This is a genomic window from Streptomyces sp. Q6, from assembly GCF_036967205.1.
Taxonomy (GTDB): domain Bacteria; phylum Actinomycetota; class Actinomycetes; order Streptomycetales; family Streptomycetaceae; genus Streptomyces; species Streptomyces citrinus.
In genome coordinates this window covers 1-12639 of record NZ_CP146022.1, presented here as the reverse complement: position 1 = coordinate 12639, position 12639 = coordinate 1, and the positions used below count along the sequence as shown (strand labels likewise).

The window sequence follows — 12639 nt, the reverse complement described above, 5'->3', positions numbered from 1 at the left end:
CAGTCGGTTGTCGGGCGGGGAGGCGCGGGTCGAACCTGGGGTGCGGGTCGGCGTGCAAGGGTCGGTAAGTGCTGTGGTGCCCGGCAAGGGAGTTCGTGGCGGTTTCGGCGGCATCGGACTGGGGGCTGGAGAGGTGATGGTCAGTGGGGTGTTGCGCGGCTTGTCCGGTATCGGCCTGGGGTTACTCCGAATTCTCTGAGGAATGCGTGTGACAGGGCGTAGGGCGAGCTGTAGCCGACTTCCTTGGCCACTGATTGCAGGGGGGCGTCTGTTGTGCTCAGGAGGGTTGCTGTGCGGTTCATCCGCCACCATGTCAGGTAGGACATCGCGGGGCGGCCGACCAGGGTGGTGAACCGGCGGTTGAGTGTCGCGCGTGAGACGCCTGCGCGGGTTGCCAGGTGCTCGGCGGTCCAGGGGTGGGCCGGGTCGGTGTGGAGCAGGCGCAGTACTTCGGTGACGACGGGGTCGGCGAGGGCGGCGGGCCAGCGAGCGGCGGCCGGGGCCTGTGTGGTCCAGGCCCGGATCATGTAGATGAGGAGGAGGTCGAGGAGGCTGGGTAGGGCCGCGCAGGAGCCGGGGCCGGGGGCTGCGGCTTCGCCGGCGAGCAGGTTGACGGCGGAGCGGAGTTCAGGGTGTGGGGGTCGTCGTGCGGCAGATGGACGACGTCGGGCAGTTCGGCGAGCAGGGGGTGGGAGCGGCTGTGGTCGAGGCGGTACTTGCCGCACAGGAGTTCCACCGTGCTGGGCCCGGCCGGTGCCACAGGAGGCTCCCGGGCCGTGTCGAAACGTGTGGCGCGGCTCGGATCTGTTGGGGCGTCGGCCAGTATGTGGCCTGCGCCGTGCGGCAGCAGCACCGCGTCGCCGGGGCGCAGGGCGAGGGCGGTGCCGGTGTCGGTCCGCAGCCAGCAGTCACCGGTGAGCACCACGTGAAAGCCCGCTCCCTCGTACGGGGCCAGGCGTACGCACCAACGCCCGCTGACCTGGAGCCTGTTGGCGTGCGGATAGCCCGTTCGTACGGCGGCTATCGCGTCGCTGACCACGTCCATGCGGGGAGCGTAGCCGGAGGGCGCCCGGACAGGTGAGCCGATCACGTATCGGTCTGATCCCATCAAGCATTGAGGCGCTCGCCCTGCCGTTCCTAGTGTGGCCGGCATGGATAGCGACATCGACAGCATCACGCTCGGCGACATCGAGATCATCAGGGTCGAGGAGGTGCGCGGGCCGTTCGGGGCGCCCGGCGACCTGTTTCCCGGCATCGAGGACACCTGGCGTGCGGGCGAGGAGTGGCTCGCCCCGCACTTCCAGGACCCCGGCAGCGGCGCGGTGCTCGCCGCCGTGCAGGCGTGGGTGCTGCGCAGCGCAGGCCAGGTCATCGTGGTCGATCCGGGGGTGGGCAATGGCCGCGAGCGTCCGGCCACCCCGCACTTTTCCGGCCTCGACACCGACTTCCTCGACCGGCTCGCGCGGGCAGGGGTGCGTCCCGAGGACGTCGACCTCGTCATCAACACGCATCTCCACGGCGACCACGTGGGCTGGAACACCGTGGAGGAAAACGGAAGTTGGGTACCGACGTTCCCGAACGCCACGTATCTCGTGCCGCGTGTGGACCATGACTTCTACGGACCTGGCGGCGCTGCCCGCACCCCGCACGGCAATCACGCTCTCCTCTTCGCGGACAGTGTCGCGCCGGTGGTGAAGGCAGGGCAGGCTGTGCTGTGGGATGGGGACTCGCATCGCGTCGACGCGAGTCTCGTCCTGGAGCCCGCGCCCGGGCACACCCCGGGCTCGTCCGTGCTACGGCTCGCCTCCGGCGCGGACCGGGCCGTCTTCGTAGGAGATCTGCTGCACAGTCCGGTGCAGTTCCTCGCGCCGACCTGCAGCAGCGCGATGTGCGTGGACCGGACACAGTCGGCTGCCAGCAGGGTCCGAGTACTGCAACGAGCGGCCGACGAGGGGGAGTTGGTGATTCCCGCGCACTTTCCCGGTCCCGGCGCGGCGGAGATCCGCAGGGACGGGGACCGGTTCGTGGTCAACCGGTGGAGGGCGTGAACGCGGCGCCGGGCTGCGCAGGGCGCCCGTACTCTCGCACCGCCCGGCGCTGCCTGCGACGTCCCCCGCCCGGTGTCCGGCGTCTCGCCTGCCTGCGGGAGGGGACCGGAATCTCCCTGCTCCTGTTCGCCCACTGCGCCACCGAACATGCCGCCCGGCGACTGCACACCCTCCTGAAGAGCAACGGCCTGGACCCCGACCCGCCGCCCCTCGCACCGCTGCTCACCCGCCCCGCCCTGCCGCCGCTTCCGGCGCCCCTCCCGAGCCCCGCTGCTTTGCCGCCGGACCGCTTCGCCCAACTGCCCGCGCTGACTGAGTTGTCGAAATGCTCTTTCACTCGTTTCCGCGCCGAGGCCCACCACCGTCTGGACGAGGACGGCTTCGCCCGCGTCGACGCGCAGTACCACGCTGGCCTGTACGCGGCCCGCACCCACTGCGCCCGCGTCCCGCAGGCCGCCCATCGCCAGGAGACGGAGCTCTTCCTGGCCCGCCTCACCGCCACCAGCCCCAGCCGGGCGCACACGGTGGCCCGGCTGCGAGGCGCCCAGGCCGGCTTCCTCACCAGCGGTCTGCTCCTTCAGACGCCCCCGGTCCCGGACAGTGCGTCAGGACCGGGGCTGACCACCCGCCCCGTCACCGGGTACGTCCTGCACCAGGCCAGCCGGGGCATCGCCCACCCGGTCCAACTCGCGGCGATCCTCGCCCTGTTGTTCACCGGCACCCACCCCGACGCCCTGCGCGCCACCCCGCTCTCGGGCCTCGACGCGCGCTGCACGCGGCTGACCGTCCCCGACGTGTGGCACCCCGGGCACGGCTCGCCCAGTGAACCGCCCGGCGTCTGCTACGTGATCCCGCCCCGCGTGCGCCCGGTCTTCGCCGCCGCCCGCTCTTTTCGCCGCCTGGGCCATGCCGCGGACCACTTCCCGCTGTTCGAGCTCTCCTTCGGCCACCGCCTCGACGCCCTCGCAAAGGACGCGGCACTGCCCATCCCCGCGCTCACCCACGCGCACTACGGGCCCGACTGGCACCACCGCGCCCGCTGCCACCAGCTCACCGGCGACTCACCCGCGCCCCAGCGCCGTCCGCCACGTCGTACACCGCCGCTCCGGCCGGCCGAACCGCCCCCAAGCCCCCACACGTTGAGTTCGAGCGAGCGCGCCGTGCTGCTCGCCCACACCGACAACGCCGCGCCGGGCGACCTCACCCTGGAACAAGCAGCCTTCCTGGCCGCGGCCTTCAGCGGACATCCGGCCACCGCAGGCCGTGCCCCGCTGAGCGCGTCGGCCCTGGCCCATCTCACCGAGCGCCGTCTGCTGGATGCCCGCTCCACGGCGCGCATCCCCGTTCTCCACCCGGATCTGCGCTTCGCCCTCGCCCTGTCCACCCGATGCGCTCGCGCCCGGAACTCCGCATGAGCAGAAGGGTCATCTATCCGGCCGCGCCGCCCGTCACCGTGCTCCTAAACCCCGCCGACGACGCCGCCGTCATCCGCGCCGCGCTGGCCGCGCACCATCCAGCCGCCGGCCGGATCACCGTCCACCCCACGCCCGCCGCGTCCGGTACCGCGCTCGCTCTCGACATCCTCGCCGCCCTCGGCAAGCCGACCGAACTGCCGGGCGACTGGGGCGCCCAGGGACCGCCCGTCGTGAACATCGCAGCAGCCTGGATTCTCGCCCTGCCCATCACCCGTATCACCGTGCTGCGCGCCCACCTCCTGGACCAGAAGAGCTGGTCCGCACTGCTCACCCTGCGCCTGCGCACCGGAGTGCACCTGGTGGCCGTCTGCCACACCCGACGCCCGCCCGCCGTGATGCGCACCGCGTTACACGACGTCGACCACCACACCGTCTCCACCGAGGGTCCGACAGGCGACCTGCTGGCAAAAGCCCCCACTACTCCTGCGCCCCGCCGTGGCGCCGAGGGCCGTTGGATCACTGTGCCGGCCCTGGCCTTCCTCAACTTCCGCCGGGACTTCCCCGCCTGCCGCTGTACTCCACCCCCAGCCGACCGCCCCTACGTCCCCGAACGCGCCTACGGCATGGACCAGATCGCCCACCGCCTGGGCGCCCGCACCGCCGCACCCCAGATCGCCGCCGCCCTGGCCACCGCAGTCTTCACCGGCACCTCCGTCTCCCAGCTCGACACAGTTCACGTGAACCACCTCGACGAAGACGCCGCCACCCTCACCCTTCACGGCCCCGGCTTCACCCGCTACGGCGGTTCGTCCTCCGACGGCTACATTTCGCACTGCGCCACCTACACCGTCCCGCCCTGGGCCAGGTGCTTCCTGCGGGCGGCAGCCAACCTGGCCCATCTGTCGCCGCGCGGCGACGACTCCCTCTTCTCCGCCGGCCCGCCGCGGGCCCTACCGCACCTGACCACCTTTGCCGAGCAGTTCCGCCTGCGTCCGCCGCAGCCCGCCCCGCCCTGGCCCCACCCCAAAACCCGCCACAGGAAACGGAACAAGACACCCGAACCACCTGTGGTGCGGTGGTACACCGGCGTTGAGCATCCCGACCTCAATGCCGTCAGCTACCAGAAGTGGCTGCGCTCAGCTGGATGACAACCGCCCTCCTGACACCGGTATCCAGGCCAGGGCCGTGCGCTGGCCCAAGCCACGGTCACCGTCAGGGGCAGGAGGGGCGAGTGCCCGAGAAGAACCTCGAGTTCGGCAAATACGGTGCCCGCGGGACCAGAGGCAGCGAGGTGGTCGCCCGCCGCCTGGACGGCCTCGTCGACTTCATCACGACTCCCGTCACCGCCCCGCGCGGCCTGCTCGCCCGCCTCCATTACCTCACCAAGACGCCGCGGATGCTCCAGGCCGCCCGTGAACAAGGGCTGACGGTCACGGACCGGACCCTGAAGACATGGCTGGACGGCAAACGCCGCCCCTCGAAGGCCAACCTGGAACGCATCGACGCCGTCTACCGCACGGTGCGCCGCCACAACGTCGCCCGCCACCTCCTGCGGCGTCTCAACTCCTGCGGCGGCACGAGGGTGGAGATCCACCCCTTCAACCAGTCCCAGGTCGCCAGGCCGCACCAGCGCGTCGTGGAGTTCCGGAAACTGAACGTGCGGCGCTGGGACCGCATCGTGACCGCCTGGGCCAACAGAGACCAGCAGACTCTCGACGACGTATGGGCCACCGACGTCCTGCCCGACCTCGGCAGCCAATGGGGCCAGTACGAATACGTCTCCAACATCGGCTTCGCCGCCTGAAAGACAACGTGACGGCACGCTGCGCCGGACTCACGCCCCGTTGAGCTCAAGCACCAACTCCACCATGACGGCCGGCGGCAGAGACGGGTTGGCGGCCGCGGCTTCCACCACTTGCCAGTCGTGGTCGGCGAGCAATTCGACGATGGCCTGTGGCGGCAGGGCCGCGTGCCCGGCAGCGATCCGCCGCGCGTCCTGGTCCGTCAGACAGACCAGAAGCGCCGGACCAGTCGCATTGGGGTGCCGGGCGACCTCACGCAGTGCTTTCCGGACCGGCGTCATGTGCGCCGTCAGGTATTCCAGCAGGGCGGACGGCGTCTGCGGGTTGGCCGCCACCTTGGCGATGACCCGGGATCCGTGGCGCTCGACCATGGAGCGGAGCTGAGCTTCCGAGAGGCCAGGGTGTCCGGCGATGGACTTGACCACCTTCGCGTCCGGATCGTCGGCCAGCCTGTCGCGGATCTCGGCCGGCAGATCACGCCGTTCGGCCAGGAGCATCCGCACTACCGGATTCGACGACGTGGACAACTCCTCGACCTCGGAGGGAGAAGCGGAGGCGATCCGCGGCAGCAGGGTCGAACCGATCTTGGTGGTGGCGGCGAGGCCGGAAAGTACGTCGAGCGGCACCCGGGGATTGTGCGCCAGTCTGCGCTGCACGTCGTGACCGCCATCGGCAGCCAGCACCCGCATCACAGATTCGCTGATCGTGGGATTCTCCGCGAGATCGGCTCGTACGCCGGGAACAGGGTCACCGGCGAGCCGCGCCACTGTCTCCGGCGGCAGATCGGGGCGGGCAGCGAGCCGGCAGCGCAACAGCGCCGAAGGATGGCCGGTGAAGCGCAGGAGCGCCTCGATCGGTGTGGCGGGGTTCCACAGGGCCTGTTCCGCCAGCTCGTGAAGGGTGGACTCGTGCGAGCCGGAGCACGAGGCATCGGCGGACAGGCCGCAGTCGAGCCGCGGACAGTGCGGATCGTGTACGTAGGGCGTCTCCTCGCTGTCGCAGACCAGGCACTGCTCTGCCGGTGGCAGCCCCTCGCCGGTGATCAGCATGGCCAGGACCTGTGGTGGTGTCGCCTCGTTGGCCGCCACCGCGCGACGGACCTCGGCATGCGGGTGGCGCGCGAGACGGGCGGCCACATCCGCCGTGGTCCACAACGCGAGTTCCGCAACGACCCGTACGTCCCGGTCGGCGGCGAGCATCTCCCGCACATCCGCCAAAAGACCGGGACAGGCGGCCAGCTTCGCCCGACGCTCGACGTTGGGATCCACCGCGAACAGCCGCGTCCACTCCAGGTCACCGAAACCCTCCTCGAGCAGGGCGAGCGCGGCCTGCGGCTGCGTACGGGGGTTGATGTCCGCAGCTGCCAGCCGGCCTTCGTACGCGAGTCGCACGGCGCTCCCCTCGCCCCGCACGGCCAAGGCGACCGCTTGCTCACGGCTGAGGTCCGCGCGGCTGGCGAGGCCGTCAGCGATGTCCGCGTCCGCGACCACGATCAGGCGGTCGACCAGCTCGACGGGCAGCGCCACATTGGACGCGAGGCCGCACAGCACAGGGTTCATAGGGACACATCCTGCCTGGCCCGCAGTCGAACGACCGACGGATTTGAGGCGCCCACGTACGGCTACTGGCCTGCACCCAGCTCCGAGCGCTTCGCGTTGCGAAGGCCGCGTAGCCGCCCTCAGGCTTGGGAGTGCCGTAGTGCCCAGTCTTGGTCGTTCGGTGTTGGCTCGGTCCGCCAACGAGCCCGTAGAACTCCGTCGTTGTCGGGCATGACCGCGGTACACAGAGGTGCACGTTCGCCCGCGTATACGGACAGGAGCGCGGCGCCCGAGGCGCTGGAGATCAGGGCGGAAAGTTCCGGGAACTCGTCCTCGTCGGCGATGGCGCTGTGGATGTGGCCGTTCTTGTCCTGCCAGACGCCTTCGACGAGTCCGTCCTCGGGCAGGTTGCCCAGGACGGCGTCGATGTCACCGGACAAGGGAGGCCAGACCTCCAGGCGGGCCCGGGGAGCCAGTCCGGCACGCACCGCCTCGATGGCTTCGCGGGTGAGGAGGTGCCACCGTGAGGCGCCATCGAGATAGGTCTCCTCGAGGATTCCGGCGCGACCTGTGGCGACGGCGCGGAGGAGGTCGAACCAGAACTCATCGTCTGCGGGACGCTGCACGCCTTCCTCCTCGTCCTCGAAGGCGTACGGGGACACAGCGATACGTTCGGGGAACAGCCCGAGCCCGCGGGCTCGAGCCAGTGCCTTCTCGCAAGGCCGGCTGCTGCTGATGTAGAGGTACTGGTCCCATCCCACATGAACCGCGAAGGTGTCCTCCACCTCCAGCCGGCACCAGGCGCCGCTGCCCCGCAGCATGATCCGCACCAACTCCAGGGCGACATCGAGCGCCACCTCTGCCCCGTCGTAGAAGCCGGCCAAATCATCCGGGAAGAGGCCGTCCAACCCGAAGCAGTCCATCGCCGACTCCACGCCGAAGTGCGCAAGGGACGGAACCCCTGGTTCGCGTACGGCCAAGTGATCGACGGCGGTGTCCCTGGCGAACTCAGCGACCGCCTGGAGAGAAGCCGCCTCGACCTCGCCGTGGTCGCTGACGATGTCTTCCGTGCCGACGTAGTGCCCGTACTCGTCACGGTCGGCTGGATCGTACTTGGTGACACGGTAGACATAGGTCAGCACGCCCCCATTCTTCTGCACGCGTGCAAAGAGCAGACGCCGTCCGACGAAGCGTGCGGTTGCCTTCCCACCGCGCCCGGAAATCCGTTGGCTGACCGCCAGCGTCCTGGGACCATGCCTCTGAATCCCAGCGGAGGACATTTGTTCGTTTTCGTGTGCGCGGGGTGCGGCGCCGAGCTGACCGCCCCGCTGTCCCAGGTTGCTCTGCCGGCCCACGCCCGCCAAAAGTACGGGAACTCGATCCAGCTCCCGGCCCTGATGGAGCCGGGCACATTCGCCGTGGCCCCGGAGCCTTCGGGACCACCATGGCGGCGGTGGGAGGAGATCACCCCCGACGAAGCAGCGGCCCGCGGCATCTACGCACCGGTCTACGCCCTCTCCGATGGCGCGCCGGGCGCGATCGTCATCGCTCCCGGAGATACCCGCAACACAGTGCTGCTCCCGGAGAAGCGTGGTGGTGCCTGCTGCGGCATCGACGGGGCCGACGGCCCCAACATGGCCTGCATGTCATGCGGCCTCCCCGTGGCGAGCAGGGTCGATGACTGCTCGCTGTGGCAGGCGGTGTGGCTCGCCCCCGACGCCGTACGCCGCCTCCCCGCCGAAGGCACCGAGGACACACTGCTCTCCTGGACGGAGCTGGTGGACAACGAGAAGGGCACACCTCCATTCGCGCCGATGACCATGGTGTGGGGATCACGACTGGGCCTGAACAACTTCTGGTCCTGGAGCCCGCAATGGGAAGCGGCAGCCGGCCATGCGCTCGCCCACCTGCTGGCGGCCTCACAAGGCCGGCCGGTGACCGTCCCGGGCGGCCTCACCGCTCAGGTGTTTCAACGCGCCCTTGACGCCCTGCTGCCCGCGGGAGGGCCAAAGCGTCCGGCGGTCGTGGCCGGACCAGATCTGCCCGTAGCCGACGAGGACGCCGACATCCTTCTCGTGCCGGTCCATCCGCAGACAGGGGAGACTTGGAGACCGCCCGGCTCGGCTGCCTCGGCATACCGGGTGCCACTGCCGTTCGGCGTGTGGCGGTGGATGATCCACCCTGAGCCACATCTACCCACGCCCGCGTCTGGAGGGATGCCCGACGGCGTGCTCCGCGACGACCCGCCCGAACCCAGACCCGACCAACTGTTCCGAGTTGACTCAGAAACGTTCCAGCACACCCTGGTCCGACTACCGGCCGCCCGTGCTCCGTGGCTGCGCCAGATCCTCGAGAACCTCACGCAGCACATGCAGGCCGGCATCTTCTAACGCTGGAAAACGGGAAGGCCCGCCTGACTGAGTACGCTCAGCCCCGCTGCAGCGGACGAGGAGGGCACGCATTGACGCGAAGACTACCGATGGACGAGGCCGCCGAGCTCCTTGAGGGCGAACTGAGGGCTGGACAGCAGGAGTCCGCTGACCTGGATACGGAAGGCGCCTGGCTCGCCTTCCTACGCTTTGGCCGACGACTCTTTGACGTCTCGGACACCCCCGATGCAGATGGCCTCCTGTTCCAATACGGGACCTACGCCTTCGACGGCCCTGCCACGTTCATGCTGGACCTCGCCCGGCAGTTCGAAATCACCGACAGCGACGGCAACCACGACCACTACGTGCAGGTCCACTGCGAGCTTCGATACGAACCCGCTCCCGCCCTGGAGACCCTCGGCAGCTTCCACTCATGGTTCTTCCACGGCGCCGGAGACGATCTCGCCGAGTGGGCCGAAAAGCTGAGCGCGCGAGCAGCCTGGATAACCATCCGCACACTCAGACCCGCCGACATCAAGGTGTACCAGGAACAGGTGTAGCCGCTCAGGCAGGTTCGCCAGGTGCCCATACGGGCCGCCGCGAGTACGGAAGGATGGACGGCGACCATTCCGCCGCGAGCTGAGGCCGTACCCGATGTCTTCCAACCTCGAGCCAGCGGCTGCTGCAGCACCCTCGACCGTCCCTGCAGGTCGTCGTGTGCCGCGCCCGGATCAGAACGCGGCCATCGAGGCCGCAGTCCGGCATCTGAAGCACCCCGGCTCGCGTGGGCACATCGTGTCCGCGTGCGGGACGGGCAAGACGCTCATCGCGCTCAGAAGCGCCGAGGCACTGGATACCCATCACCTGCTGGTCGCGGTGCCGAGCTGGGACCTGATCGCCCAGTGGGCCCAGGCCGCCCGCACCGATGGCCGCTCCGAGGCGCTGATGGCCGTGTCCTCCCTCGACGCCGGCAAGCACCCGCTGCTCGCCGACGCCGGCGCGATGAGTACGGGTTCGGGGGACTACCTGGCGTACTGGCTCGCGCAGCGCAGGAAACGGCGTGAGCGGGCGACCGTGTTCGTCACCCTCGACTCCCTGGCCAGGATCGAAGAGACCCAGCACACCATTTTCCCGGTCCCCGTCTTCGACCTCCTGGTGGTGGACGAAGCGCACCGCACCGCCGGGTCCTGGGACAAGCAGTGGACGATGATCCACGACAACCAGCGCGTCCGTGCCGACCGCCGCCTATACCTGACCGCGACCCCGTATGAGTGGGAAGCCCCGCGCCTGACCGAAGTCCCGGACGCGCGCCCGCAGCCCAAGCGCACCGCGGCCACCGCCCCGCAATGGGAAGCCCCGTCCCTCATCGCCTCGATGGACGACCCGAAGGTCTTCGGCCCCCGTCTGCACACCTACTCCCACGCGGACGCGATCGACGACGGCGTCCTGGCCGACTACCAGCTCCTCATCCCCACGATCACCGACACCGACCTGCGCAGCGCCCTGACCGACACCGACCTCCAGACCGGCTTCGGCACCACGGCCCGCCGAACGAGCGCACTGCACCTGGCCGTCCTCAAGGCCATGCGCGAGCACGACCTCCACCATGTGATCGTCTACTTCCAGCAGATCGCGGACGCGAGCGACTTCGCCCGCCAGTTCCCCCACACCCTGCGCACCCTCCCCGAAACCCAACGCCCCTCTTGGGCCACCGAGTTGAGTGTGCAGTCGATCAACGGCACCCATCCTCCCGAGCAGCGCCACACCATCCTCGACCGCTTCGAAAAGGCCACCCGCGGCATCCTGACCAATGCCCAAGTCCTCGGCGAGGGCGTCGACCTGCCAGCCGTGGACGCGATCGTGTTCGCGGACCGCACCGCGAGCGTGCGCCGCATCGTCCAGGCCCTGGGCCGCGCTCTACGCAAGCCCCCCACACTCGACCACAAGATGGCGAGCCTGGTCATCCCCGCCTACACCTCACCCGACGCCGAACCCACCGACCTCCTCGGCACCCCCTACGAGGCCCTCTGGCTCATCACCGCGGCCCTGCGCCACCACGACCAGTCCATCACGGCCCGCGCCCCTCGCAAGCACGCCAAGCGCCGCCTGGAGACCGACACCCACCAACTGATCGCGCGCCGTTTCCGCTTCGACTTCACCCTGGATGCCGACCACATCGCCCGCGCGATGGACCTGATCGCCTGGCCCTCCGACGGCGCTGTCCTCTCAGCACCCCGCCGCGCCGGCCTCGCCGCCGCCGTCCGCTACCACGCCGAACACGGCCACCTCCGCGTCCCCACCGACTACGAGGACGCCTACGGATACCGCCTCGGCTCCTTCATCACCGGCCAGCGCACCGCCTACCACCAAGACGCACTCACCACCGACTGGATCGCCGAACTCGAAGCCCTCAGCATGATCTGGGACGAAAACGAAGCCGCCTGGCAAGCCAACCTCGCCACCGTCGAGGCCTTCCACGCCGTCCACGGCCACCTCGCCATCCCCGCAACCCAACCCGGCGGCCAGTTCCTCGTCGACCAACGCGCCCGCGCCCGCAAAGGCCTCCTCACCCCCAGCCGCGAACAGCACTTCACCACCCTCGACCCCAACTGGCAGCTCCCGCACGGACCCGACTGGCACCGCAAATACCACCTGCTGCGCCGCCACATCGAAGCCGGCCACGACCCCGCCACGCTACGCCGGGACCTGACGATCGACGGAGTCAAGGCCGGCGGCTGGCTGCACCGCCAGTTCACCACCTGGAGCCAGCTCGCCGACGGCCAGCGCGACCTCCTCACCGACCTCGGCCTGACCCCCGATCAAGTACCGCTCCCCGTACGGAGTACGAGCGCCACGCCCAGCACACGAGGCCGCCGCCGCTCCTTCCGGCAGACCGCCGAACTCCTGCGCCTCTTCGTGGAACGCTGGGGCCGCCCGCCCAACGCCCGGGAAGGGATGGAGATCGACGGCGAACACGTCATGATCGGCCCGTGGCTCTGCAAGGTACGCACCAAGCAGAACGCAGACCAACTCACCCAAGAACAAGACCAGTTGATGACCGAGATCCTCAAGAGCAACTGGACCGTGACCGGCCGCACATCCTCCACAGAGGCCCTCCACCAACCCTCGAAGATCACATAGTTTTCTGCTTCCATACAGCAGACAGGCTCCTCACCGAACCAGTACGATGAGGAGAGCAAGACAGAGAGGCGACCCCGGACGCAGATCGACTGCGTGGCAGAACCGGGGGAGGAGCAGCCTGCAGCCCTCAGGGCAGAGGACAAAATTGGAAGGCTGGCACCCTCCCAATCCCCGTCCGTAGCTGCCGCTTTAAGGAATCCGCGGAGCGGATTCCGCCGGATCGCGGAGCGATCCGAGCCTCGGACAACGGAGTTGTCCGCACCGGCCACAGGTGGCCGGCCAGCCGCGCGGGCGCGGCGTTCTTCCGCCGCGTAGCGGCGGCGCGT

General features: G+C 69.6%; 9 protein-coding genes and 1 pseudogene. 7 read left to right on the top strand and 3 right to left on the bottom strand.

Annotation, left to right across the window (positions count from 1 at the left end; genetic code table 11):
• Nucleotides 1-140: 140 nt before the first annotated feature.
• Nucleotides 141-1045 (bottom strand): annotated as a pseudogene (locus tag V2W30_RS00050) (AraC family transcriptional regulator).
• A 106-nt stretch (nt 1046-1151) separates the two neighbouring features.
• Between V2W30_RS00050 and V2W30_RS00045 the strand changes: the two are divergent.
• The 4 genes from V2W30_RS00045 (at nt 1152) to V2W30_RS00030 (ending at nt 5267) form a co-directional block, all read left to right on the top strand.
• Entirely contained in the window at nt 1152-2048 is an 897-nt protein-coding gene (locus V2W30_RS00045; RefSeq protein WP_338692527.1) for an MBL fold metallo-hydrolase, read from the top strand.
• Nucleotides 2045-3463 carry a hypothetical protein gene (locus V2W30_RS00040; RefSeq protein ID WP_338692525.1) on the top strand — a complete coding sequence of 473 codons (1419 nt, stop codon included), beginning with the start codon at nt 2045-2047 and terminating at the stop codon, nt 3461-3463. Before V2W30_RS00045 ends, V2W30_RS00040 begins: the two co-directional genes overlap by 4 nt.
• Nucleotides 3460-4611, top strand: a complete 1152-nt coding sequence (locus V2W30_RS00035) for a hypothetical protein (protein ID WP_338692524.1) — start codon at nt 3460-3462, stop codon at nt 4609-4611. Before V2W30_RS00040 ends, V2W30_RS00035 begins: the two co-directional genes overlap by 4 nt.
• Nucleotides 4612-4694: 83 nt before the next feature.
• Nucleotides 4695-5267: a transcriptional regulator gene (locus tag V2W30_RS00030; RefSeq protein ID WP_338692523.1), complete on the top strand. Its 573-nt coding sequence runs from the start codon at nt 4695-4697 to the stop codon at nt 5265-5267.
• A gap of 30 nt (nt 5268-5297) precedes the next feature.
• Here V2W30_RS00030 and V2W30_RS00025 read toward each other — a convergent pair whose 3' ends face one another.
• Together V2W30_RS00025 and V2W30_RS00020 are read right to left on the bottom strand one after the other, a co-directional pair.
• A complete protein-coding gene (locus V2W30_RS00025; protein WP_338692521.1) occupies nt 5298-6824 on the bottom strand; it encodes a hypothetical protein in 1527 nt (508 codons plus the stop codon).
• A gap of 119 nt (nt 6825-6943) precedes the next feature.
• Complete coding sequence (locus V2W30_RS00020) at nt 6944-8083, bottom strand: RNA-binding protein (protein ID WP_338692519.1); 1140 nt, start codon at nt 8081-8083, stop codon at nt 6944-6946.
• On the opposite strand from V2W30_RS00020, the gene V2W30_RS00015 reads away from it, so the two are divergent.
• From V2W30_RS00015 to V2W30_RS00005, 3 genes are all read left to right on the top strand, one after another.
• Complete coding sequence (locus V2W30_RS00015) at nt 8084-9193, top strand: hypothetical protein (RefSeq protein WP_338703412.1); 1110 nt, start codon at nt 8084-8086, stop codon at nt 9191-9193.
• Between the two features lie 89 nt (nt 9194-9282).
• Nucleotides 9283-9732, top strand: a complete 450-nt coding sequence (locus tag V2W30_RS00010) for a hypothetical protein (protein ID WP_338692518.1) — start codon at nt 9283-9285, stop codon at nt 9730-9732.
• A 157-nt stretch (nt 9733-9889) separates the two neighbouring features.
• Nucleotides 9890-12313 carry a Helicase associated domain protein gene (locus V2W30_RS00005; protein ID WP_425244457.1) on the top strand — a complete coding sequence of 808 codons (2424 nt, stop codon included), beginning with the start codon at nt 9890-9892 and terminating at the stop codon, nt 12311-12313.
• The last annotated feature ends 326 nt before the right edge of the window (nt 12314-12639 follow it).